Consider the following 25,269-nt stretch of genomic DNA (forward strand, 5'->3'; position numbering starts at 1 on the left):
GGTCGAGGGCTTATCCAAATATGCAGGTTGTAAGTCGCAAATTTCGTTTCGGATCTAGTTTTCAGAGAATAATCTCTGAAGCATATTCCCTGATAGCTCAGTTGGTAGAGCACTCGACTGTTAATCGAGTTGTCACAGGTTCGAGCCCTGTTCGGGGAGCCATATGGAGAGGTGTCCGAGTTGGCCGAAGGAGCACGATTGGAAATCGTGTAGGCGCCACAAGCGTCTCGAGGGTTCGAATCCCTCTCTCTCCGCCATAGTAAGGCCCGTTGGTCAAGGGGTTAAGACACCTCCCTTTCACGGAGGTAACAGGGGTTCGAATCCCCTACGGGTCATATTTAACTTCAAAAAAAGAAGTTGATTTACACAGCAGTTTTATGATAAGATCATAAATGTGTTGTTCGGAGGCTTAGCTCAGCTGGGAGAGCATCTGCCTTACAAGCAGAGGGTCGGGGGTTCGAACCCCTCAGCCTCCACCATATAACTTTTATAACGACGCGGGGTGGAGCAGCCCGGTAGCTCGTCGGGCTCATAACCCGAAGGCCGCAGGTTCAAATCCTGCCCCCGCAATTATACTTTCTTTCAAGAAAGTGATCTGGAACCGTGGTGTAGTTGGCCTAACATGCCTGCCTGTCACGCAGGAGATCGCGGGTTCGAATCCCGTCGGTTCCGCCATTTTAATCTTTACATGAGGAAGCTGTTCACTAAATCTGCTATATGGCACCGAACGCCCTAGATAAAGTGTAACGTTTCAGGATTAAACTTTATTATGGCTCGGTAGCTCAGTCGGTAGAGCAGAGGACTGAAAATCCTCGTGTCGGCGGTTCGATTCCGTCCCGAGCCACCATTTATCACAACTTAATACGCCGGTGTAGCTCAACTGGTAGAGCAACTGACTTGTAATCAGTAGGTTGGGGGTTCAAGTCCTCTCGCCGGCACCACTTATGGAGGATTAGCGAAGTGGCCAAACGCATCAGACTGTAAATCTGCTCCCGTACGGGTTCGGTGGTTCGAATCCATCATCCTCCACCAGTTTTTAGGGGCATAGTTTAAAGGTAGAACAACGGTCTCCAAAACCGTTGGTGTGGGTTCAATTCCTGCTGCCCCTGCCAATTAACTTTTAAGAACATATTGTATTATGGCGATCGTGGCGAAGTGGTTAACGCACCGGTTTGTGGATCCGGCATTCGGGGGTTCAATTCCCCTCGATCGCCCCTTTGTTTTTTTGGGGATTAGCCAAGCGGTAAGGCAACGGACTTTGACTCCGTCATGCATAGGTTCAAATCCTATATCCCCAGCCATTTGCGGACGTGGCTCAGCGGTAGAGCATCGCCTTGCCAAGGCGAGGGTCGCGGGTTCGATTCCCGTCGTCCGCTCCAAAATATGGCGCCATAGCCAAGTGGTAAGGCACAGCTCTGCAAAAGCTTTATCCCCAGTTCGAATCTGGGTGGCGCCTCCAGTATAATTTTATAAAACACGATATGCCGGCGTGGCGGAATGGCAGACGCGCTCGACTCAAAATCGAGTGGGAAACCGTGGAGGTTCGAGTCCTCTCGCCGGTATTCAAGTAAGTAAAAGCTCATTAGATGCAAAATCTAATGGGCTTTTTTATTTGGCAGAATGTAAGTACTGCTTTACCCGTAAACTGGCGATTTATCAATTGATGTGCAACTGCGTCAATTTCCTCCCACGACTTCTACACCTGGTTTATGGTATGTATTTGATGCGCAAATATCCAATCCCTCTGGAATAAACCTGTATGAGCACTGACTTGCCGAGCAGCAATCCCCTTTCTTAGTGCTTTCTTAGTGGCTTTAACCTACAAGCCAAGAAAAGGAAGTGAAGAGGCTTTTCAAAAGGTAATCTCTTCAGGAATTTCCCTTTTAAGGGCCCTTTACCGCTTCCGCTCTCTTTACAGCACAATGCCAGAAAAATCCCCCAGCCGGGCCTGCTGTTCTCCTGAGGCTTAATTGTATCACTGACCTCGCCGCGATTAAGCGAGAATGCCTTTACCTGTATCATGGCCTCTCATGGTTGTACCTTCGTGCATCGACTTCCTGAATAGAAAATGATTGCTTATTGTACGGAATTGACGACCAAATGAGCAATCACTGGTCAAGTCTGGAGTCTCATGCGATTTACAATATTCAGGCATTCAAGAGACATCATCCAGCTTTATTTGGAGACTCTAATTATGAATGGTTTCGTCTCATGATTAGAATTACGTGGGTATGAGGCTTTGAAATTACTTGCTTTCTTGTATCATAAATCTTGACACAGTTGGAAGCATAGGGGTACAGTGAAGTATAAGATTACATGAGGAGAATGAAGCTGTGGCTAAGTACTCGGTTATCAAAGAACATATTAAGCAAAGGCTGATAAGAGGTGAGTGGACTGAGGGCTATAGACTTCCATCCAGCCGCGAGTTTGCCCAATATTATGAGTCTAGTGTGAATACGATTGAAAAGGCAATTAAGGAGTTGGCGGAGGAAGGGTGGCTCATCCGGGATAGCCGCAGAGGCACCTTTATGAATAAAGGAAAGGAAACTTTGCAAAGTGGTACACGTCTGGTGGCTGCTTTTGTTTTTGGCATTGATAATCCAATATGGGCGACTGCGCTGCGAGGTGTGGAAGATACCTTATTTTTACGAGGCTATCAGCTGCTGAGTTCAAGTGATGATCGAAATCTTGAAAAGCTGGAATCCCTCGTGCGAGGGGCAGTCGAAAGAAAGGTAGAAGGGGTTATCTTAAGTCCCTTTATGAGCGAAGGGCATGAAGAGATTAATAATCGGATTTTCTCCCTACTTCAGGATTATGGGATCAAATACATAAGCTTGGATCGGGTGGTTTATAACACAAGCATTCCGTATGTAACCAGCGATAATATTGCGGGCGCTTACAACCTAACCAAACTGCTCATCGGACAAGGACATAAGCGTATATTATTTATTAAAAATAGTAATATAAGCACGATAAATGAACGACTTATGGGTTTTAAGCAGGCCTTTATTGACTCGGAATTAGAGTATTCTGATGAATTTGAAGTCTTTATTTCTACCAAGTATGAGGATTTCTCCGATGAATTTGATGATTACTGTGAAATTTTAGAGAGAAAAATGAAAGAGATGCAGTTCACGGCTGTATTTACTGCGAATGATCAAATTGCCGAGGCAGCCATCCGTTCCTTAGAAAATCTGAATTATCGTATACCTGATGATGTATCACTCGTAACCTATGATGCAGAAAATTTAAATCGCAGAATTAAATTAAATGTAACTGGGGTCACACAGCCTTTTTATGAAATGGGACAATGTGCTGCGCAATTATTACTGAAGATGATTGATGAGAATGAAGATCCATTGTTTTACGGACAAGTATGCAAATCGAACATTTATATCGGGGAGTCTGTTAATTCGATATCTGAATGATTTTTTTTGGCATAAATTTATTGAGCGGCTTCATTGAAATTCCGTTGCGGACTTTCAATGAAGCCGCTTTTTGATTCGTATTTGATAACCAATAAGGGGAAATAGTGCTTACCGATAACATCTGTATCATTAACTGTATCATTAATTATATAATAACAAATAAAATATTGACACAGATATTCATTAGTTGTATTGTTTGTTGTAAGCGGTAACAATAATTTTTTTGGAGGGGCTTTAATGCTAAGTTTTTGAAGGAGGAAAGAGTAGTGATGGTAACTTCACACAAGTTTTTTAAACGATTTTGGAAGCAAAGGTATTTATTTTTAATGGTCTTGCCTGGCTTTTTAGTTGTACTGGTGTTTAGTTACTTTCCAATGTACGGGATACAGATTGCCTTCAAAAAGTATAGTGCGGTTCGCGGGATGTGGGGCAGCGAATGGGTAGGTTTTAAGTACTTCATTTTATTTTTCCAAGATCCTATGGCGATGAGGGTGCTCAAGAACACCATATTGTTAGGTATCTATTCCTTGTTATGGGGATTTCCGGCCCCGATCATTTTGGCGTTGTTATTCAACGAATTAAAGTTCCCTAAATTTAAAAAAGCGGTGCAGACCATATCCTATTTGCCGCATTTTATCTCCACGGTCATTATTGTTGGTATTCTTCGGACATTCACTGAGAGGGATGGCTTGTTTAACAAAATTGCAGGTTGGTTTGGCATTGATCCGATTGTGTTTCTGTCAGAGCCAGAATGGTTCAGAACCATATTTATCAGCTCAAACATATGGCAAGGGATCGGTTTCGGTACAATCTTGTACCTAGCGGCATTAAGCAGTGTTGATCCTACGTTACATGATGTTGCGAGTATTGACGGAGCAAATCGTTGGCAGAAGGTGCTGAATATTAACTGGCCGCACATCAAACCAACAACGATTATTTTGCTTATTTTATCTCTTAGCGGGATTTTGGGGACGGATTTTCAGAAAATCCTTATGCTTTATAACCCAGACACCTATGAGGTTGCGGATGTTATTGGAACCTATCTTTATCGTGAAGGGATCATGGGGTCAAGGTTTGAATATACGACAGCTATCGGGCTCTTCCAGTCCTTGGTTGCATTTATCTTGCTTATAGGGGCAAACATGTTAAGCCGTAAAGTATCAGACACGAGTATTTGGTAGGGGGTGTGGAACATGGTAGGTAAAGAAAGTGTTGGCTCTAAAATATTTGATCTGTTCAATATTTTGTTGATGCTGCTTCTATGTGTGGTCATGTTATATCCCTTTTTGCACGTTATTGCAGTTTCTTTAAGTAGTTCTGAGCCTATTCTTAGAGGCGATATTACGATTTTTCCGAAAGGGTTTAACGTAGGCGGTTACAAATATATCTTGCAGGATCCATTTCTGTATTCAGGCTACGCACATTCCATTATATATGCACTCGGGTCTACCTTGTTTATGCTAACCTTTACTTCGCTAATGGCGTATCCGCTGACAATTCCGGACTTCATGGCCAAAAAATTTCTTTCGATCTTTTTGATCATTACAATGTTCTTTAGTGGTGGCTTGATCCCTTCTTATTTACTCGCACGCAGTCTTCATCTACTTGATACCTATTGGATTATGATTATCCCCGGCTGTGTATCTGCGTTTAATGTCTTTTTATTCAGATCCTTTTATCAATCCATACCATCCGACTTGCGTGAATCCGCTGTTATTGATGGTGCTAACGAGGTTCAAATCTTAACGAAAATTTATTTGTCACTTTCCAAGCCACTCTTGGCAACATTTGCACTATTCGGTATTGTCGGGAGCTGGAATGGATGGTTTGAAGCACTGGTGTATCTTCAGGATGAGAATAAGTATCCTTTACAACTGATCCTAAGGAAATATTTATTCTCCATTTCCTTCGATTCCGGGACGGGAACAGAAGTCATGCAAGCGATGATGGCGCAAATGAATGTGAATCCGAAAAATATTCAAATGGCGATTGTTGTCATTGCGATGTTCCCCATCATGGTGATCTATCCGTTCCTCCAAAAATATTTTGTAAAAGGTGTCATGATTGGCGCTGTTAAAGGTTGATTTTGCAAGGCAGTTGAGAGGATTGGACAAAAGAGATGACGATGATTCCAGGAGGGGTAACGATGAGACAACGCTTCAAATTATCTTCTTTATTACTTGCAAGTGTACTAAGCATGGGAACTATCTTAGCAGGATGCAGCTCTGACTCTAATTCCACAAATTCGGGAAACAGCGAAACTACGGAGCAAGCTGGAACGCTAAGTTTTTCTGTAACCCTGCCTTCCTTTGGCGCCAAAATTGAAGATTCTATGGTGCACAAGGAATGGATTAAACAGATGGAAACTCTAATGGGTGAGAAGCTGGACATTAAATATAATTACATCCCGATTGGCGAATACGAGGAGAAATCCAAGCTTTTGCTTGCGAGCGGCGATACAACGGATTTGTTCATGGTCATGAGCAAAGACCTTTTTAAGCAATATGAAACGGAGGGTACATTCCTGGAACTGAGCAAGTATAAAGACCTTCTGCCTAACTATATGAGCCTAATCGACCAAGCAACAGATGGGAGAATCAAGGCAATTCGATCGGATGGGGAGTTCTATGGATTATGGAACATTGACCTTCCAAGGCAAGCGAAGGCTAAAGGCATGGGCGTATACACTCCGGCAACCTATCGATATGATATTTTTCAAAAGGAAGGCATTCATATTCCAAACACGATAGATGAGCTGTATGCAGCCGCAAAAACGTTAAAAGAGAAATATCCGGATTCCTATCCGGTGAATACACAAAGCAGCTCTTTCGATCCACTCTTTTATGCAAATCACAACGGAGGCTCGTCCATCTATTGGAATGGGAAAAATTATGTTTACGGACCGTTCGAAGAATCATATAAGGACGCGCTGCAATTTGCCAATAAGCTATATGCCGAGAAGCTGTTAGACCCTGAAGTGTTCTCGGATAAAACAGATGCTGTTAAGAAAAAAGCAATGAGCGGCACAAACTTCATCTTGCTGTCAAACTGGTTTACTTTTGCTGGTGACTGGAATCGTGCATCAACGGGAGGGGAGAAGTTTGTCATTTCTCTATTCCCCGATAATCCAAAATACGGGAAAGCATGGCAGAGCGTAAACGACTTCAATTCAGTAGGGGTTAGCTCGGGCGCTGTAATGGTCGTCAGTCCGAAGGCGAAAAATGTAAAAGATTTAGTAAAGCTGTTGGATTTGCAATATAAACCGGAAATTATAAACCTGATTACTTGGGGGATCGAAGGTACGAGCTACACCAAAGATGCCAGCGGCAAACCGACTTTTGTAGATTCGATCAAAAGTGCGGAGAACCCATGGATTGAAGGCGATAAATACGGAACGAGATCAAGCAGCTCCTACCGTCCTGGTCTGCAAATGGCCATTGATACAAGAGCATTTGTTGATTTTGCACCTAAGGACACAGGTAACGTAAATGGCAAACTGGTTGAACAACCGTGGGAAACTGTGTTCCAAGACATGCCGTTTCCAAATGATTACGTGCCTCCAATGATTTTCGAGCCTAGTCTTGAATTCACAGATGATGAACGCGAGCAGATCACTTCGGCCATGTCGCCGGTAAATACGTATGTAGCAGAGATGCAAAATAAATTCGTGAATGGCAAAGAAAGCTTTGATAAATGGGTAGATTTCCAGGCTAAGATTAAGAAAACAGGCGATCTCGATAAAGTTCTTAAGATCTATGACGATGCGTTGAAGAGATATGAGGAAAGACGTGCAGCGAATAAATAAATCAATAAATAATGGTCATGCCCGCTATGTCCTTCTAGGGGTGGGCATGATTTTGAACATTAAAACTGGAGGTGGATAACTGCATGGAAGCTGTGGAATGTAAACAGAGAGTGGAGAAGTATAAGGGAATCTTTACGGAACCGCCGGAAATTGTCCCTACGGACAAGGTCGTCGATAGCCCGGTCATTGGAAATGGCGATCTGGGCGTCACTATTAGCGGAAAGCCTGAACAGCAGCGTATATGGATTTCGAAAACGGATTTCTGGAAAGCGCAGCTGATGTACTCAAATGGTAGCCCGTGCTTGCTCGGCGGAATTGATGTTCATTTACCCGACCTGGCAAATGCTTCGTATTATAGCGAGCAGCGGCTGGATGAAGCAAAAATCGTATCGACATTTCATGGAGAGGCAGCGTCGGTCACGATGACTTCCTGGGTATCAGCCATGGAAAATGTGTTAATCGTAGAGCTGAGCAGCGAAGGGCAAGCCGTTGCCGTTACGCTAGATCTGTGGGTACAGCCTGGAAATGGCTCGGAAACGGAGCAGGGGCAGGTTGGCGATACTGCGTGGGTAGCACGTAAATTTACCGGTGAAGGCATTGAATGGCCGACGGAAGGTGTTATTGCTATGCGCAGCTCATCCGGCAGTCAGTCCTTTGAACTAAAACCTGGAACAAAACAATATATTATTGCCTACGTGGTAACGAACCATGATGAGGAGAATTACCTGCAGGAGTCTATCAGAAAAGTGGGACTTATCGACGAGAATAGGATGGCTTTACTTCGTTCAGAGCATGCTGACTGGTGGAGCGGGTTCTGGGCTAAGTCAACAATCGAAATCGGGGACGAACTGCTGGAGAAGTTCTGGTACGGCTCCCATTATATTATGGCTTGCTGCAGCCGAAACAAGAAGTTTGCACCCGGTCTATTCGGCAGTTGGATCACGACGGATACCCCGGAATGGGCGGGAGATTATCATTTGAATTATAATTACCAGGCCCCTTGGTGGGGTGTGTATTCGTCCAATCACATTGATTTGAGCGAGCCGTATGATACGCCGCTGCTGGAGTATATGGCAAATGGTCGTCGATATGCGGAGGAGTACTTGGGATGTAGAGGGCTCTATTACGATGTTGGTATTGGTCCGAAAGGTTTGCCTACTGCATTATGCAATACTCCTTATGAGAACGGGCACATGTTTTTGGGACAGAAGAGCAATTCGGTGCTGAGTACAGTTAACATGTTAATGCGGTTTTATTATACGTATGATTTGGAATATGCCGGTTTGGTGTACCCGTTCCTGATTGGGGTGGCGAATTTCTGGGAAGATTACTTGACCTTCGAGGATGGTCGTTATGTGATTTACCGTGATGCTATCCATGAAGTCGGAACTTATACAGAGTCGCACGAAAATGATGATTGGGATCGCGGTTTGGAGGATATGAATCCCATCCTTTCTTTAGCGCTCATCCGGATGTTATTTAAAGGGCTGCTCGATATTTCCAGGCAATTGCAGCTTGATGCAGATCGTCATGAGAAGTGGACTCATATCTTGGAGCATATTAGCGATTATCCGACATTTGAACGCGAAGGGAAAACGATATTTCGCTTAACGGAGCAAGGGCACGAGTGGTGGGGGGACAATACCCTCGCTATTCAGCATATATGGCCTGCTGGCGGAATAGGTCTTGACTCAGATCCGCAGCTTCTAAAGATTGCCAAGGACACGATTACAGTCTTGAATCGGTGGACGGATTATAACGGCTTTCCAACAATATTTACCGCTGCTGCGCGTGTCGGTTATGAGCCTGAGACTATTCTTCGCGAGCTTCGCCGCCAATGCTCGGAGCATAGCTTCCCGAATCTATTTATTTTCTTCGGCGGAGGAGGCATCGAATGCTGCAGCGGAGTACCTTCGGCCATCAATGAAATGCTGCTGCAAAGCCATGAGCAGGTGATCAAGCTATTTCCAGTTTGGCCACGGGAGAAAGATGCCCGTTTCCACAAGCTGAGAGCCGTTGGAGCATTTGTTGTATCCAGTGAGTTGTCGGAAGGAAAGGTAACACACATTGACCTTACAAGTGATAAGGGCAGAGTGTGCAGCATATTGAATCCATGGTCAAGTGGCGAGTTTTCAATTGTAGAGATAAATGGTGCTCCTGACCAGCAAAGGGAAGTCGAGTGGCAGTTGTCTGCAGACATCATTTCTTTTAATACAGAAGCCGGCAAGTCTTATAGACTGCTAGGACATTAGAAATAAAACCGCTAGCTACGAGGTAACGATTGAATATAGCATGTCAGGGGGAAAGTGTGTGTCAAAAATTAAAGATGTACTTGTGCTCCACCACAGCCATTTGGATATCGGCTATACTCATGCGCAGCCTATTCTACTAGAACTGCAGAAGAGATATATCGATCAGGCGTTACAATTATGCGAATCGACCGAGGATTGGGCGGAGGAAAATAAATTCCGCTGGACTTGTGAATCCAGTTACCCTGTGCTGAGGTGGCTGGAGGATGCGACAGATAAACAAATGAAGCAGTTCGGTCGTTATCTGCAAAGTGGGCAAATTAGCCTCTCGGCTTCGTTCATGCATACAACACCTCTTGTGACCGCGGAGCAAACGATTCGTATGCTGCAACCCATCAAGGAATTGCGCAGCCGGTTTGGGATCGACATCAAGACGGCGATTCACCATGATGTCAATGGTCAGCCTTGGCCTTACAGCCAATTGCTGCTCGATGCGGGTGTAGAGTTTTTCATCATGGGGATTAACATCCATATGGGCGCTGTTCCATTCAAAAGACCGAATGCTTTTCACTGGAAGGCGCCTGATCACAGGAAGCTGCTAACATTCAACGGTGAGCATTATTCACTGTTCAGTCAAATCTGCAACGTAAACGCCAAAAACACGGATAGCATGGCGGAAGGTCTTGCCCAATATCTACAGAAGATTGAGGATAATCCAGCCTATCCATTCGATTTCGTCTATTTAACTGCAACCAATCTGCCGCTATACGATAACAATCCTCCGGATCAGGATCTGGCAGACCTCATCAAACAATGGAATAGCGAGTCGCGCGAACAGCGAATTTCATTCGTGACGCCGGAGATGCTGTATGCAAGAGTGCGTAAGCATACGGAGCAGCTCCCGACATATGCCGGGGATTGGACGGATTACTGGAACTTCGGTTCCGGAAGTGCAGCCAAGGAAACGAAACTGAATCGCCGCACGAAGCAAGGCATGAAGGCAGTCGAGCTGTTGGAATCCTTCCAAGGGAAGGCGGATGGAAGATATTCTGAAATCAAACGGCAAGCGTGGGAGCAAATCCATTTATACGACGAACACACTTGGGGAGCATTTAACGCCATTGCCGATCCAGATCATTTGAATGTTGATATTCAATGGGCACACAAAGCGCATTACGCGTACCAAGGCAATAGTCTAACCGGCTACTTGCTTGGAAGCCAGTTGGAGCAGCTCTCCGAAAATCCGCTTCAGGGTGATAACCCCGAAGGGATTATGCTTTTGAATTATTCGTCTGTTCCAATCAAACATGATCTGCAAGTTCCCTTAAGCTTTCGAAAGCCTGGACGGCATCTGGCCGCCGACAGAATGAGGCAAGTGCTTATGAACAATGATCGCTTTACTACCGAAGAGAGCTACGGAGTGATTGAACTGCCGCCGTTCAGCTGGCGGAAAATTCCCTACAATAAGCTGGAGAAGGTGAAGCAGGCTTCAAATCTTGAAGTAATTGCCGGCGCCAAGGAGAAAGGGAACGATCCGTTTAGCGCGATGAATCGAGTATTCGAGATCAAGGTGTCAAACGGTCGTATTGAGTCTCCATATCACAGGCTTGATTTCGATCCGGTTACAGGAAGAATTCTTAGCTTGTATGACAAGCAAAGAGGCTGGGAGACACTTGATTTGACTAGTCCGTGGACGTTGTTCCAATACGTTCAGGAGACGATTGACACGACCGTCTCCGAAAATAGCAGACAAACTATTTTTTCGCGGGATGTTGAGAAAGGCAATAACAGCATCAGCTGCTGGAATAACGACTGGCCTGCTGCAAGGCAGACGTACTCCCGTTTGCTAGACTGTTTCGTTGAACGGGGCGCGAATGATGCAAAACTGGTGCTGCGGTGGGATGCGCCTGGAGTGGATCATCTGGAACAGCGCTTCACACTATTCAACTACCGTCCAGAGATTGAGATCAAAGTTTCTTATATGAAGCAAGATATCACCACTCCGGAAGGGACATACTTCGCGATTCCGCTCAATTTAGTGGACTGGCGATGCTTCTACGATACTGCCGGACAGCTTGTGGAGCTGGATGAGCAGCAGCTGCCAGGTGTATGCAGAGATTTTGTGACCGTGGACAAAAGCGTTTCCTTATTCGACGAAGACCACGGTGTGACACTGGTTTGTCCCGACGCGCCTTTGGTGCAAGTAGGGGATTTCAATTTTGGCAGAGAGCATAAGCAAATCGACAAGTCGGCCAATCCCTTGCTGTTAGCCTGGCCTATGAATAACTACTGGGAAACAAACTTTAGAGCACGTCAGCCTGGTTTCAATTCGTTTACTTATCTGTTGTCGACTTATCGGACGTTCGAACCGACGGCGATCACTGAAGCTTCCACCCAAGCCGTATCACAAATCTACATAACTCCTGTTATGGATTGCAAGAAGGAGGAGGCCGGGAGATTCATCAATTTAGAGAGTGAACATGTGCACATTTTTGATGTAAAACCGGCGGAGGCAGGCAGAGGCATTATTATACGGTTAAATAATGTGAAGGACGACAATTCAGAGGCTCAATTGAGTTTTCCAGGCAGACTGATTGTGGAAGCGTACGAGTCTAATATCCTTGAGGAGCAGTTGAATTCACTGGCTACCCAGGATGTAAACACGCTACATATCAGCCTTGGACCTAAGCAGATAAAGCATGTACTGATTATATTAGAAAAATAGGATAGCGAAAGATGAGAAAAATAAATCTTATGTGCGACTCAAATCGAATTGAAATCGTGGGGATCGAGTACTCTCCCGCATTGGAAAGCCCTACAAATTGCAAAAGCATTTTGTGGGGCAATTTTTATAATTACATTGGATGATACTGTCTTAGAAAGGATATGGAAGTATTTTTATGTGTTCACGCATAAACTAAATGGATATATTGTAGATATTCAAAGTCTGTGATATAGTTTGGATTAATTGCAGATATTATAGCTCTTTTAAATTTATAAAAGAAACGGAGTGAAGCAACGTGTCAGAGGAAAAACATGTATCCAAGCATTCTGAAATTTTATTTGATCGATCTGTATGGGAAGAAGCGTGGAAGAATCAGTCCACAGCTTCAAAATACAATATGAATAGCACGGCGTTTGACGCGACATCAGCATTTGAACGATGGGCCAGAGAATATCATCAACAGTCGTTTACTGAAGAGGGAAAGAAGCGATCCGAACGCATCACAGGCTGGATTGAAAATCAGGGAGTGAGTTTTGACGGGTTATCGATATTAGACATTGGAGCAGCGTCGGGCATCTTTACGATTCCTTTTGCAACCAAAGGAGCGACCGTGACTGCTGTAGAGCCCTCTGAACTGTTAGTTTCATTAATGAAAGAGACAATTCCTGCATCACTAACATCCAGTATTGATATCGTTTCAGAGCGGTTCGAGGACATATCGATTCAGGAAAAGGGCTGGGAAAAGAAATATGATTTTGCATTTGCATCCATGTGCCCGGCGATGTCGAATTGGGAAACGATTGAACAGGCGATAAGTACTGCCCGAAAGTATGTTTATATCAGCACGATGGCCGGAGCGAGAGAGCACACCCTAATCAATGAGCTTAAAGAGGTACTGGGTGTCTATCCATCACACGACCCGGGAGATATGGGATATATACAACAGCTACTGTACCTGAAAAATTATTCGTACACCATCTTAATCACTAAAGAAACAAGTTTTATTGAGATGCCTGTTGAGGAAGTCGTTGATAAGCTTCAGGAATGGCTTAACATGCACGAACTGCCAACGGATAAAGGTTCACTTGCCTTGGCGGAACAATATATTAGAGCCACTTACAAGGATGGTGTGGTTACATTCTCACGCGGAGGAAAGTTCGGTAAAATTCTGATTCAATTGGAGCAACCGAATATGAAAGTCGTACGTACCAAGGAACAGTAGACCCATTTCAGCAGTATTCAATTTAGATAAAGTTTTAAAAGGGAAAAGGGAGCAGATATACTGCTCCCTTTCTGATTGTCAGATATAAGACATCTTATTCTTCGACTAAATAACAAACGTTCTTCTTCTATATAATAGAAATAGTTATAACTCTCGTACTTGTCCCCCAAAGAGCCGTTTATTGCTTCATGGATAGATCAGGCTTCTGCTTACGTTCCCTATACTGTCCAGGCGTAATCCCTTCCCATTTTCGAAAAGAACGGATAAAGTTCTGCGGATTGTTATAACGAAGCCGTGCGGCGATATCCTTGACCGTCAGCTCGCTTTCGTCGAGCCACTTTTTAGCTATACTGAAGCGGTACTTCGTCAGATACTCACTGAATGAACAGCCTGTCTCTTTGCGGAACACACTACTTAGGTAGTTGGCATTGTAATGAAGTCTGGATGCGCATTCCTCCAACGTCAGATCATTATCGTATTCTTGCTGAATGATGGCAATCATTTTTTCGGATATATGCTGATATTGGGCGTACTGTCTTTCCTTCAAAATGAGAATGATTGGTATGATGATATGTTTGTTAAACCATTGCTCAACCTCAGCTGCATACTGCAGAGCATGAAGTTCATTGAAAATAGACCCATGGCCTTTGGAGATCTGTCCCAGTCGTATACCGGATTCCTGCATCATCTGCAAAATATGTGTTAACAATCGGGTGAGTGCTACCTGATATTCTTCCGGTGTGCATTCCATGCCAAAGAGCACTTCAAGCAGCTGATGGAGAAGAGAGGAGGCCAGGGCTTCATCGGCATTTTGGATAGCCTCTATCAGCGTATACTCCAGTGATTCGGGATATGGCAGTGCCCAATGGGAGGTACGATTATCGGTCGACTCAAATTGAAAGATGATGCCTGCTCCCAGTTTCATTCGATGCTTGAGTGCCTCAAAGGACTCCGTATAAGCTTGTGGTATCTGAAATAGGGAGGTGTGAGGCTGACTAAAGCCAATGCTTACTTGAAGACTAAGGATCTCACTGATCTGATGTTGGAGTTGTTCGGTTAACGTGTACAGATGTAGTGAAAAACGAACACGGTCTTGCTCAGAGGTACCGATGATTGTAACGACAGCCTGTTCATATACCACAGGAAGTAACTGTTGTTCTGCATAAATACTCTCCTCCAGTATGTTCTGAACGGCAAACAACAACAGATCCCGATCCTTGGCATGATATTTGGTGTGATTCATAAGATCAGTCTGGACTGCAATGACGGCTATTTGTTGCCACTCTTGAAGCTGTGAACCATAACCATTCTCTCTGAGTGTGTCATGAAGAGTGGATGGAGCATTTTTGCCCTGAAGCAGGTTGATTAAAAAATGAGTGCGTATCTGCAACTTATATTGATTTAGTTTGCTTTCAAGCTGGGATTGAGAAGCAGAGAGCTGCGAGACGCCAGCTCTGATTTGCTCGAATTCGTCTATATGAAGTGTAGACTTGGTTCCAAGGCGATCGGGTAAGCGTTTATCACCGAGTTGTGCAAGAAGCTTGCGGATGGGAATATGCATTCGTCTCGATCCTATCCATGAGAGCAACAGTGAGAGCAGTAGCATAGCAACACTGATATACATGGTGTGCAGCCCTATCTGAACATACTCGTGAGTAAGAATATTCGTAGGCGAAATGAGAATATATGTCCACCCTTTTAGAGAAGAATGCGTATAGGACAGCGAGTAACGTGTATCTGCAATACGTACCTCACGTTGACCTGAAGAGGCGGCGAAACCACGCTTAGATAACAATTCATTAAAGTTGGCCTTCGAATCACTGTCCCATATTCCTGCTGCGGCTAATGGCTGGCCAATATATTCGGGATCGGGGTGGACCATGATGCGCTGTTCACGATTCAAAATGATTAGTCCGACTGTAGAGCTATCGGGTGCATCCTCTTCCAGTGGTTTTTGCAGTGAACACGCGGGAATTCCCGCAATCAGGGCAGCGTCAGAAGAAATATTTACATCGGGTATCGATCTGGCGAGTGCAATATGGTAAATGCAGCCTGAATTCACCGGTCGCTCATTATTGTTAAACACAGATGAGGGTGCAAGCTGCCAACCGGATGTGAGTGTGTTCGATAACAAGTCTTTCATGGGCAGAGCCATTGGAAAATCAGTATTCAGGTACAGGCCAGCATGATTGATAAGCCAATCCTGGGTCTGATTTACGAGCGTAATATCCATTAGAGGCTCCCATGACCTCATATTCTTGAATTCGGTCTGTAACTTCTCAGCAAACAAAGGCCCGGTACCCTGAACCGATGATGATGAAGTTAGCGAATGGAGCGTGTCCGGTGACCGAACGGCCTGATCGAGCATATAGCTTACGGTTGCAAGTTTGTGCTCCACGTTGGTTTGCATTTGGATTAACAGTTGTTTATTAGCTTGAGCACGATGCAGCTCTGATTGATTTGAAGAATAGATAAAAGCGGCGATTCCCGTCAACAGAATGGGCAGGGTACTTAACAAGATTCCGAAGACTATCATTTTATGTAGATAGCTGAATGATCGCACAGGTCCACTCCTGACTTTTGAATTAGTAACACTTTCTATTTTAGTAAACGCTTACATATAGAACAATCTAAATTTTGTTTATTTGGATAAAAAAGTAATAAAAATTCAAGCAGAAATAAAGAGGTCATCAAATCGTTCAAATTATAATAGAGGTTGTTTTAGCTTTAATGGAAGGCATAATGGGAAACGTCAGTCGAGGGAGAACGTAGATAAGAGGTATGGAAGTCGTATTCATACGGGGTGAAACGGCTTTGAAGAAGGGTAATAAGGGATATCTAAGGCCTTTATTCGGTATAGTGGCCAATGGTCTGATCAAGGGACAGTCAAAGGTCCAACCCGATCCCCGACCTGAGTCTAGGATGAAAAACCGTCCACGGTCTGTTTTGAAAAGTCGCAGTTTCCCCTAGAATAAGGACATAAGGTTAAACAAGAAACAAACGAACAAACACACAAACCAAAATTAACGAACCGAAAGGGTGGTGAACAATAATTATGAGATGGAATAAAGGAAATGGCTGGGCGGTTGTACTGATTGCATTGGGTGCACTCCTCCTCTTCGGAAAGTTAACTCCTCTACTGGGACATTTAATGGGTTATCTAATTCCGATCCTGATGATTGCACTTGGCTACTACGGAGTTAAACGAGGAAATGTACTGCTTGGATGGATTGTTCTCTTCATCGGTATCCTCTCATTGCTGGGTAAACTGGCCTGGCTGATCGGACCGATCATCGCGATTGGCTTAATCATCTTCGGATTCTCCATGTTGAGTAATAATCGCAGTCGTCGTGGCCGTTACTAAGCTTTCACGATTATGATAAGGAGGACAGACAAAATGAGTGTATTTCGTCGAATGCGGGACATTACCGTAGCTAATTTAAACGAACATCTGGAGCAAAGTCAGGATCCAGTCAAACTGATTGATCAGTTTCTGGTCTCGACCCGCCAAGACATCGGTGAAGCCGAGAAGCTTCGTCATCAATATGCAAGCCATACCAGACAAATGAAACAACAAGCGGATCAGGCAGCAGGTATGGTACACAAACGGGAAGAACAAGCTTCCATGGCTCTGAAAGCAGGCGAGGAGCATTTAGCCAAACTTGCCTTGCAGGAGAAAATCCTCCACGAGGAAAAAATGGAGCAATACAATGAATTATACGCACAAAGCAACGCGGCTTTACAGGAATTGGATGAACAGATCGACCAACTGAAAGTGGAGTACCAAAATGTATACAGCAAACGTCAATATTACTACGCTCGTATGCAGACGATTCAATTGCAGCAAAGAATGAATCAGAGAGGTCACTACAACGGTCAGAATGTACCCTGTATGTTCAACCGGCTGGACGATCAAGTTTCTGATCTCGAATATGAGGCACAAAGTCTCCGGGATTTGCGGCGGATGAGTCAGGATGGGTCAGGTACATCTGGCACCATGTCATCCTCTACGCTGGACAAAGAACTGGAACGGCTGAAACAAAAGCTGAACAATGACAGAAAGGAGTAGACACATGAATAAACTTTACCGCTCATCGCGTAATCGTATGCTGACAGGTTTGATCGGCGGCATCTCTGAAAATCTTGGATTTAGTTCCACGCTGCTGCGTATCATTTTCTTCATCAGTATTTTCGCTACGGGGGGTACATCATTGTTGATCTACTTCATCGCTGCATTGGTAGTGCCAAAAGAACCCTATCACGCTGATCCATACACTTATGGTGCTGATCACGTAAGAGGATACAAGTAAAAGAAAGGAGTAAGCACATGAGCAAATTATATCGCTCAACGCGTGACCGGATGCTGACTGGATTATGTGGTGGGATATCCGAGTCGATCGGCATGGATTCAACCTTGCTGCGTATCATCTTCGTCATCAGTATCTTCGTAACTGGCGGCACGTCGTTGTTAATCTACTTCATCGCAGCACTGGTGGTGCCAAAAGAGCCATATCCACCTTATGATCCATACGGCTATGGTCCGGGCCCTGGTCCTGGCGCTGGTAGAGGGTACAACAACTTTGATCACGAGCCGCCAAGAGGTCCTTTCCAAAACAACCATAATCAAGGCCCAGGAAACTTCGGTCCTGGCCCAGGATACAACAGCAGACCTCAGTCTGGTCCACGTTCTTACGACAATAACGCTTACGGAGCAGGGTCACAGCAAGAAAGTGAACTTGATTCCATGATGAAAGATATTGAGAAAAAAGCATTGAAAAAAGAAGTTGAAGAGCTTCGCCAAAAATTATCTCGTTACGAGAAGGGAGAAAAGTAAAATGGGAGTATTTAAACGGATTAAGGATATGACTAAAGCGTCGGTAAATGATATGTTGGATAAAGTGGAAGACCCGATTGTAATGTTGAACCAGTACTTGCGTGACATGGAGGCTGAAATTCATGAGGCAGAGGTAACAGTTGCCAAACAAATGGCGAATGAGCGTCGCATGAAACAGCGTCTGGACGAAGCAGAACGTACATCGGTACAACGTGAGTCTCAGGCAGAGGCTGCACTGGCTAATGGTCAGGAAGAAGTGGCCCGTAAATTGCTGGAAGAGAAAATCTACTTCGATCAAAAAATTACGGAATACAGAGAACTTCATGCACAGTCCGAAGCTCAAGCCAAAGATTTGCTGCAACAGCTGCATGACATGAAAGATGAGTTCTACAAAATGCGTAACAAACGTAATGAACTCGTATCCCGTGCACAAATGGCGAAAGCCAAAAAACAAATGTCCCAAATCAACAGCTTGCACTCCATCGAGAGTGGCGGCGCATCCCTTGGATTCCACCGCATGGAAGAAAAAATCATGCAAATGGAAGCTGAAGCTGATGTGATCCGTGCACCTTATCGTAATACACAATCTACGTACACTAATCCTGTAGATACAGAAAAGCAATTCAAAGTGGATCAACAGCTGCAAGCTCTGAAAAACAAAATCGGCAATGGTGCCAAAAATGAAACGGGCGGTACTTCAAAAGAATAACTGTTCGCTCAGCAGACAATATGATATTCTATAAATCGTGAATAAAGAACGGTTTCTAGAACAAAGGTTAAGCCATACAGGTGTTCAAAGCCTGATATGGCTTTTCCGTCGAATTGGGAAGATCAACTTACAGAGGAGGTGCGGCAGAGATGAATAAGAAGGGTCAATGGCTTGCTGTTGTAATCATTGTCATCGGCATGCTGATGTTACTGAACCGAAGTATTAACCTGCTGACCGTCGCCGCACTGATTCTGTTAACGATAGGTATGGTTCAAGTTCGTAAGGGTGACACACACAAAGGCTATCGATACCTTGGTATCGGTGCCGCTCTGTTGTTGCTTGATAATCTAATGATTGTATTTTTGATTGTACTGGCTTCGCTGGCCTATTTTTATTCCAAAAACAAAAAGATTCATCTAGATGGACATGTCATGCGGAAGCAAAATTTTATGGCTCGTTACTATTGGGATCAAGCACCATGGACATTGCGGAGTATGAGCCTATGGCATGCCATGGGTGAGATTAATGCAGATTTGTCACTTTCCCTCCCGGAGGAGAAACAAACGATTGTACTTTTGCAGGGAGTTATGGGGAATGTTCGTCTGATACTGCCTGAAGATTATGGTGTTGAAATTGAGGCTTCGGTACTCTTTGGACGGATTAGCCTGAATGGAGAGCAGGATAGTGGCATGATGAACAAATTGGTATGGAGAACTCCTGGATATGAGTCCAGTGAACATAAAGCAAAATTTGTCATTTCTTATATTGTTGGCGACCTAAGCATCAGTAATCCGTAATAAGTTAAATAGGTGAAGAAGGAGGAGACCCGGATGAAGACAAAACGACATACCGACATGGTAACCCGAAGTATGGGTGAAGGGATCCTCCTTGTTTTCATTGTGCTCATTGTAATCTTGTATGTATTGTATACATATGGTTATCTTGCTCCGTTTGCAGGGTGGAGGCATCTGATTCAATCGGGTCTGGCGTTACTGCTGCTCTTGATCGGTATGGGTGCGGCCTTTGGCTTCTATCAGAGCTACCGGGTCAAACGCAGGCTTGAACTATTGCGAGAGACGCTGCTGCAATGGGAAAAGGGCTCACTTTCACGTACAGTGCCAGACCTTGGTATTGATGATGTCGGGCGATTAAGTGAGCAGCTTGGACGTATCGGCAAAAAGTGGGAAGATCAGGTATCCTCACTACAGAGGCTGTCTACGAATAACGCTCAGCTGGCTGAACAGGCCAGAATAACGGCCATTGTGGAAGAGAGACAGCGCCTGGCAAGAGAATTGCATGATGCGGTATCGCAGCAGCTGTTCGCCATTTCCATGACCGCAACAGCGGTTGGACGAAGAATGGAAAAGGATTTTGCGCGTGCCCAGCGGCAGGTGGCCTTGATTGAAGAGATGGCGTCGGTAGCTCAGTCTGAGATGCGGGCGTTACTATTGCATTTGCGACCTGTCTATCTGGAGGGTAAACATCTCGAACAAGGTTTGCGTGATCTTGTGATGGAGTTGAAAACAAAAGTACCTATGGACATCGTACTCGAAATGGATGAAGACATTCATTTGATCAAAGGCATTGAGAATCATCTGTTCCGTATTATTCAGGAAGCGATGTCCAATACATTACGTCATGCGAAGGCGGAAAAGATGGAAATTCGGCTTCAGCGCCGGATGGATGCCATTCGGGTACTGATTCGTGATGATGGTCAGGGATTTGATCTTGACGATCAGAAACAGGCCTCCTATGGTCTGACCAATATGCGTGAACGTGTGACTGAAATTGGCGGAGCCATTCAATTTGTAACGGCGCCGGGCAAAGGAACACGAATTGAGATTACAATACCTTTGATGAACGATGAAAGCGAGGAAGAACATGTCAATGGAGACGGGAATAGAAACGGAGACGGAAGCGGAAACGTCGATCAAAGTGTTGCTCGTGGATGATCATGAAATGGTACGTATTGGCCTCGCTGCGGTGCTGGATACCGAAGATGGCATTGAAGTAGTGGGGGAAGCGGGCAGCGGTGAGGAAGGTATTCGCTTGGCACAGGAGTATAAGCCTGATGTTGTCCTGATGGATCTCGTTATGGAAGGGATGGACGGGATTGAAGCCACCCGGCAGCTGCTTAAAATGTATCCGGAATGCAAGGTCATTGTGCTGACCAGTTATCTGGATGATGAAAAAATGTATCCGGTTATTGAGGCAGGAGCCTTCAGTTATCTGTTGAAAACATCGAGAGCCAATGAGGTGGCAGATGCGATCCGCGCAGCAGCTCGGGGGCAATCGGTTCTGGAGTCACAAGTGGCGTCAAAAATGATGAATCGTTTCCGACAGCCGCAGGCAGTGGCACCAGCTCATGATGAATTGACTGATCGGGAGATGGATGTACTTCGGTTAGTAGCTAAAGGCAAATCGAACCAGGACATTGCAGATGATCTCATTATCGGTATAAAGACAGTCAAATTCCATGTCACGAACATACTAGCAAAATTGGGCGTGGATGACCGTACACAGGCAGCCATCTATGCTTATAAGAATGGACTTGCGGAATAGAAAAAGAAGCGTGCGAAGGTTGAGGCATGCACTATGATTTTGCTGAGTAGATAAGGTGAAGTTAAGAAATCGGTGGAGCACGATTCGAAAGTTTGTTCTGCCCATAAGATGATATAAGGTCCGATCAGCCATGAAGATGGTGGATGGGGCTTTTTTTGTGTGCCAAAAAGAAGTTTAGCAAATGAGTAATGGGGGCATGCTGTTGATAGATTCATAGAGTGTAAGAAAGAGCGGAGGATTCGAATGTTAAATCGATGGATGACAGCAGGCATACTGGCATTAGCAATCATTATACTTGTAGGCATGACTCATGTGTACGCTGAGAAGACGGAATCCGAAGCAGGCAAGCTGGAACAATTGATGAAGACCGCCGATACAGCAATCGATCATGTGGACCGTCTAGTCATTAAATGGCAAGGGGAAGGCCGTGGAGATGCAAAAGAGCAGGCGGAGCTGCTTGCTCATCAGTTAGGATTGCAACAGCCTGAACGCGGTGTTCAGACGGGGCATGATGTGTATCGTAGTGAGATGGTTGCTGATGCTCAGTATGCAGGCATTCTGGTCAATGTTGTCGTGACGGGGGAAAAGGAATACTATGCGATCGTCCAATTAACAGGCAATGAACATACAGACCAACGTTTATTGACCACATTACATGAACAAGTATCCCAGTTGCTCAACGATTCGGGAATGAAAGCAGCATGGAATTTCGCTGTGCAGGGCACCGGTGCAACTGAAGAAAGTGGCGCCAGCAGTCAATTGCAGCAAATCGAGGAACAGCTATCTGGAGATATGAATATGCAAGCGATAGAACGTTATACAGATAACAGCACTGCCAGCGTGTCATATGAGGCATCGGATCTGCCCATAGCGATTAAGAGCGGTAAACATCACTTGAACATGCAGCTTGCTGTCCATCAGGATGACGAAAAGGGGACTAATCGAGTTACAGTAGGTTTCCCGGTGATCACGATCGAATATTAATGAAATATTTTAGCAGATTTATAAGTCTGATCATGAATTTTTATAGATGAAATTTCCATGAATTGTGGAAAAATAGTGATAATATTTCTCAGGAAAATTAGTGCAACCCATGGGGCTTTATGCTAAAATGGCATCACATCCAAGAAGGAAATTTGCTGGTAATTGACGGTTGTATGTTGCGTATATAACACCATTACATAGCTCGGGGAGAGTGTGGAGATATCTTCCCGGAAAGAAAGAGGAGCCCATGGTCGAAAAACAAATGCAAGATGAAGTGCAGACACCAGGTGCAGTATTTTTCATTTTTGGAGCAACGGGTGATTTGGCCCGCCGGAAGCTGTTTCCGGCGATCTACAGTCTCTACCGCGAAGGCAAGTTAGCCGAAGACTTTGCGGTTATTGGTGTAGCGCGTCGTCCGAGGTCACCAGAAGAATTCCGGGAAGACATCTATGAATCCATTAAGGAGTTCTGCCGCTATCCGGCGGGGGAACCCGACGAGTGGAACGCTTTTGTCGAACATTTTGAGTATAAATCACTAGATATCAATAACGTGGACGGTTTCAAAGAATTACGTGAGCAGACAGAGAGTTTGGAAGCGAAGTTTAACACACCGGGTAACCGTCTGTTCTATCTGGCGCTGGCACCTGAGCTCTTCGGTAGCGTCTCATATAGTTTGCGTGATGGTGGAATGCTGGAGAGCCGCGGGTGGAATCGACTTGTGATTGAGAAACCATTTGGATATGATCTGCAATCTGCGGAGCATCTGAATGAGCAGATTCGTGAAGTGTTCCGTGAGGAAGAGATTTATCGGATTGACCACTACCTGGGCAAGGAAATGGTACAGAATATCGAAGTGATTCGCTTTGGCAATGCCTTTTTCGAGCCGCTTTGGAACAATAAACATATTGCCAACGTTCAGATTACTTTGGGAGAGACGGTTGGTGTGGAAGAACGTGGTGGATATTACGATCATTCGGGAGCATTGCGAGATATGGGACAGAATCATATGCTGCAGATGCTGACGATGATTGCTATGGAGCCGCCAAGCCGTTTGTTCCCGGAGGACATCCGCGATGAGAAGGTTAAGGTACTGCGATCTCTGCGTGCGTTTACCTCTAATGAAGAAGTGAGCACTAACGTTGTGCGCGGGCAGTATACGGAAGGGGAGTATCGTGGTAAGCAGCTTCCCGGCTATCGTCAGGAGGACAAGGTTGATCCGGAATCCAATACGGAGACTTACTTTGCTGCACGTGTATTTGTAGATAATTTCCGCTGGGCAGGTGTGCCATTCTATATTCGGACAGGCAAGCGCCTTCCGGTGAAAACGACTGAAATTGTAGTTGAATTCAAATCCATGCCGAGTAACGTTTATCTGGGCAAAAAGTATAAACTGGAGCCAAACTTGCTCGTCATTCGGGTAAACCCGATGGAAGGCATTTATATTAAAATCAATGCCAAGAAGCCGGGTTCAGACTCCGAGATTCAGCCGCTGGCGATGGATTTCTGTCAGAGCTGCATGATTGGAATCAACTCGCCGGAGGCGTATGAACGTCTGCTGCATGATGCAGCAGAAGGAGACTCCACTTACTTTACCCGTTGGGATGAAGTTGCTACAGCATGGTCCTTCGTTGACCGGATTGCGGCGGCTTGGGCGGAAAATAACGGAGAGTTGCATACGTATCCAGCAGGTACGTGGGGGCCAGAAGCAACAGGCAAACTACTGGAGCAGGATGGGTTTCACTGGTGGCCGGTGAACGGTCAGGACGAAGATAGTGTCATCTGGCAAGTGAACAATTAATCGCGGGAGCAACATTTACTGTGGCAGAGATTTTGATTAGAGCGAAGTCATTGTATTGGTGATAAGACTAACACTGAAATAAGACTTGGGAAGAACGCAGAGATGCGATCTTTCCAGGTCTTTTTTGCGATGGAGAAGTGGGGATGTAAAAATGTACATATAATAAAATAAGTTATTGACAAAAAGTAAGTATATAACTTATACTCAATCCAAGAGATAAAGAGATTACGCAAAGACATGCGAAACCCGATGACGAATCGGATACGTACATCATTCATGAGATAAAATGTGAACCAGGTGAAGGGGTTACGAAATACATTCATGAAGAAAAAATTTTAGCATAATATCTTTAATCTAAGAATACTATTTTGTATATATTGAATGGAGGAAAAGAAAATGTTGGATGTAGGATTGTTATTGATTCGTTTGGTGATTGGGTTGTCGTTCATGGCGCACGGGGCTCAGAAGTTGTTTGGATGGTTCGGGGGATATGGAATCAAGGGTACCGGAGGCTGGTTTGAATCGATGGGGATGAAACCAGGCGCATTGGTAGCGCTGCTGGCAGGGCTCGCTGAATTCGGAGGCGGATTGCTGCTGGCTCTGGGTCTGCTCACACCGGTAGGCGGCATTCTGATTGCTCTGACTATGGTTATCGCGATTGTGAAGGTTCATGGTGCGAATGGATACTGGTCCACACAAAATGGGTTTGAATATAACCTTGCCATCCTGGTGGTTGGTGTAGCACTGGCTTTGACAGGTGGCGGACAATACGCACTGGACGCATTAATTTTCTAAGAGCGGCAAGCGAAATGAATAATGAGTACCTGGACGCCATAATGATGGCGGAAGGGTGCTCTTTTTTTGCAATCGGAAAAGAGAAGAATCTGCTGTACGTAATCGGTTATTTTCGGTAAAGATTATGGTACAATAGGAAAGTTGGATACTAAATCAGG

General features: G+C 44.9%; 19 protein-coding genes and 15 tRNA genes. 33 read left to right on the forward strand and 1 reads right to left on the reverse strand.

Annotated features, from left to right (window positions below; all coding sequences use genetic code 11):
* The first annotated feature begins 86 nt into the window (after positions 1-86).
* The 22 genes from G3352_RS25285 (at position 87) to G3352_RS25390 (ending at position 13,429) form a co-directional block, all read left to right on the forward strand.
* Positions 87-162: transfer RNA gene (locus G3352_RS25285), tRNA-Asn, on the forward strand.
* 3 nt (positions 163-165) lie between these two features.
* Positions 166-257, forward strand: a tRNA-Ser gene (locus tag G3352_RS25290).
* 6 nt (positions 258-263) lie between these two features.
* Positions 264-335: transfer RNA gene (locus G3352_RS25295), tRNA-Glu, on the forward strand.
* A 68-nt stretch (positions 336-403) separates the two neighbouring features.
* Positions 404-479: transfer RNA gene (locus G3352_RS25300), tRNA-Val, on the forward strand.
* A gap of 17 nt (positions 480-496) precedes the next feature.
* A tRNA-Met gene (locus G3352_RS25305) sits at positions 497-570 on the forward strand.
* Between the two features lie 27 nt (positions 571-597).
* Positions 598-675: transfer RNA gene (locus G3352_RS25310), tRNA-Asp, on the forward strand.
* A 96-nt stretch (positions 676-771) separates the two neighbouring features.
* Positions 772-847: transfer RNA gene (locus G3352_RS25315), tRNA-Phe, on the forward strand.
* A gap of 18 nt (positions 848-865) precedes the next feature.
* Positions 866-941 (forward strand) — tRNA-Thr (locus tag G3352_RS25320).
* Between the two features lie 5 nt (positions 942-946).
* Positions 947-1,032, forward strand: a tRNA-Tyr gene (locus G3352_RS25325).
* Between the two features lie 6 nt (positions 1,033-1,038).
* A tRNA-Trp gene (locus G3352_RS25330) sits at positions 1,039-1,112 on the forward strand.
* A 29-nt stretch (positions 1,113-1,141) separates the two neighbouring features.
* A tRNA-His gene (locus G3352_RS25335) sits at positions 1,142-1,214 on the forward strand.
* A gap of 12 nt (positions 1,215-1,226) precedes the next feature.
* Positions 1,227-1,301, forward strand: a tRNA-Gln gene (locus G3352_RS25340).
* Positions 1,302-1,304: 3 nt separating this feature from the next.
* Positions 1,305-1,379: transfer RNA gene (locus G3352_RS25345), tRNA-Gly, on the forward strand.
* A 6-nt stretch (positions 1,380-1,385) separates the two neighbouring features.
* Positions 1,386-1,459: transfer RNA gene (locus G3352_RS25350), tRNA-Cys, on the forward strand.
* A gap of 24 nt (positions 1,460-1,483) precedes the next feature.
* Positions 1,484-1,562, forward strand: a tRNA-Leu gene (locus tag G3352_RS25355).
* Between the two features lie 771 nt (positions 1,563-2,333).
* Positions 2,334-3,428: a substrate-binding domain-containing protein gene (locus G3352_RS25360; RefSeq protein WP_163761008.1), complete on the forward strand. Its 1,095-nt coding sequence runs from the start codon at positions 2,334-2,336 to the stop codon at positions 3,426-3,428.
* Positions 3,429-3,697: 269 nt separating this feature from the next.
* On the forward strand, positions 3,698-4,609 hold the full coding sequence (locus G3352_RS25365; protein WP_163761082.1) for an ABC transporter permease: 912 nt from the start codon (positions 3,698-3,700) through the stop codon (positions 4,607-4,609).
* Between the two features lie 12 nt (positions 4,610-4,621).
* The gene (locus G3352_RS25370; protein WP_163761009.1) at positions 4,622-5,512 is read left to right on the forward strand and encodes a carbohydrate ABC transporter permease; all 891 of its coding nucleotides are present in this window, start codon (positions 4,622-4,624) and stop codon (positions 5,510-5,512) included.
* A 62-nt stretch (positions 5,513-5,574) separates the two neighbouring features.
* Positions 5,575-7,233, forward strand: a complete 1,659-nt coding sequence (locus G3352_RS25375; protein WP_163761010.1) for an extracellular solute-binding protein — start codon at positions 5,575-5,577, stop codon at positions 7,231-7,233.
* Positions 7,234-7,316: 83 nt separating this feature from the next.
* Positions 7,317-9,485 carry a glycosyl hydrolase family 95 catalytic domain-containing protein gene (locus G3352_RS25380; RefSeq protein WP_163761011.1) on the forward strand — a complete coding sequence of 723 codons (2,169 nt, stop codon included), beginning with the start codon at positions 7,317-7,319 and terminating at the stop codon, positions 9,483-9,485.
* Positions 9,486-9,543: 58 nt separating this feature from the next.
* Positions 9,544-12,207 (forward strand): glycoside hydrolase family 38 N-terminal domain-containing protein, encoded by a 2,664-nt coding sequence (locus tag G3352_RS25385; RefSeq protein WP_163761012.1) that lies wholly within the window; start codon positions 9,544-9,546, stop codon positions 12,205-12,207.
* A gap of 295 nt (positions 12,208-12,502) precedes the next feature.
* Positions 12,503-13,429 carry a methyltransferase domain-containing protein gene (locus tag G3352_RS25390; RefSeq protein WP_163761013.1) on the forward strand — a complete coding sequence of 309 codons (927 nt, stop codon included), beginning with the start codon at positions 12,503-12,505 and terminating at the stop codon, positions 13,427-13,429.
* Between the two features lie 178 nt (positions 13,430-13,607).
* Here G3352_RS25390 and G3352_RS25395 read toward each other — a convergent pair whose 3' ends face one another.
* Positions 13,608-15,965, reverse strand: coding sequence for a helix-turn-helix domain-containing protein (locus G3352_RS25395; protein ID WP_163761014.1), 2,358 nt, complete (start codon positions 15,963-15,965; stop codon positions 13,608-13,610).
* A gap of 519 nt (positions 15,966-16,484) precedes the next feature.
* On the opposite strand from G3352_RS25395, the gene G3352_RS25400 reads away from it, so the two are divergent.
* From G3352_RS25400 to G3352_RS25450, 11 genes are all read left to right on the forward strand, one after another.
* A complete protein-coding gene (locus G3352_RS25400; protein ID WP_062324034.1) occupies positions 16,485-16,793 on the forward strand; it encodes a LiaF transmembrane domain-containing protein in 309 nt (102 codons plus the stop codon).
* 33 nt (positions 16,794-16,826) lie between these two features.
* The gene (locus tag G3352_RS25405; protein ID WP_163761015.1) at positions 16,827-17,498 is read left to right on the forward strand and encodes a PspA/IM30 family protein; all 672 of its coding nucleotides are present in this window, start codon (positions 16,827-16,829) and stop codon (positions 17,496-17,498) included.
* 4 nt (positions 17,499-17,502) lie between these two features.
* Positions 17,503-17,739 (forward strand): PspC domain-containing protein, encoded by a 237-nt coding sequence (locus G3352_RS25410; protein WP_063566169.1) that lies wholly within the window; start codon positions 17,503-17,505, stop codon positions 17,737-17,739.
* Between the two features lie 17 nt (positions 17,740-17,756).
* The gene (locus G3352_RS25415; protein WP_063566168.1) at positions 17,757-18,263 is read left to right on the forward strand and encodes a PspC domain-containing protein; all 507 of its coding nucleotides are present in this window, start codon (positions 17,757-17,759) and stop codon (positions 18,261-18,263) included.
* Position 18,264: 1 nt separating this feature from the next.
* Complete coding sequence (locus G3352_RS25420) at positions 18,265-18,972, forward strand: PspA/IM30 family protein (protein WP_024634152.1); 708 nt, start codon at positions 18,265-18,267, stop codon at positions 18,970-18,972.
* A gap of 149 nt (positions 18,973-19,121) precedes the next feature.
* The gene (gene liaF, locus G3352_RS25425; RefSeq protein ID WP_163761016.1) at positions 19,122-19,769 is read left to right on the forward strand and encodes a cell wall-active antibiotics response protein LiaF; all 648 of its coding nucleotides are present in this window, start codon (positions 19,122-19,124) and stop codon (positions 19,767-19,769) included.
* 33 nt (positions 19,770-19,802) lie between these two features.
* Positions 19,803-20,924 carry a sensor histidine kinase gene (locus tag G3352_RS25430; protein ID WP_076290951.1) on the forward strand — a complete coding sequence of 374 codons (1,122 nt, stop codon included), beginning with the start codon at positions 19,803-19,805 and terminating at the stop codon, positions 20,922-20,924.
* Positions 20,860-21,534, forward strand: coding sequence for a response regulator transcription factor (locus G3352_RS25435; protein ID WP_090904561.1), 675 nt, complete (start codon positions 20,860-20,862; stop codon positions 21,532-21,534). The genes G3352_RS25430 and G3352_RS25435 overlap by 65 nt, the downstream gene beginning before the upstream one ends.
* Before the next feature lie 243 nt (positions 21,535-21,777).
* Positions 21,778-22,518, forward strand: a complete 741-nt coding sequence (locus G3352_RS25440; protein ID WP_163761017.1) for a YwmB family TATA-box binding protein — start codon at positions 21,778-21,780, stop codon at positions 22,516-22,518.
* 247 nt (positions 22,519-22,765) lie between these two features.
* Entirely contained in the window at positions 22,766-24,316 is a 1,551-nt protein-coding gene (zwf, locus tag G3352_RS25445; RefSeq protein ID WP_163761018.1) for a glucose-6-phosphate dehydrogenase, read from the forward strand.
* Between the two features lie 396 nt (positions 24,317-24,712).
* Positions 24,713-25,111 (forward strand): DoxX family protein, encoded by a 399-nt coding sequence (locus G3352_RS25450; RefSeq protein WP_053783291.1) that lies wholly within the window; start codon positions 24,713-24,715, stop codon positions 25,109-25,111.
* The last annotated feature ends 158 nt before the right edge of the window (positions 25,112-25,269 follow it).

This window comes from Paenibacillus sp. ALJ109b, assembly GCF_010747435.1.
GTDB classification, from domain to species: Bacteria; Bacillota; Bacilli; order Paenibacillales; family Paenibacillaceae; genus Paenibacillus; species Paenibacillus taichungensis.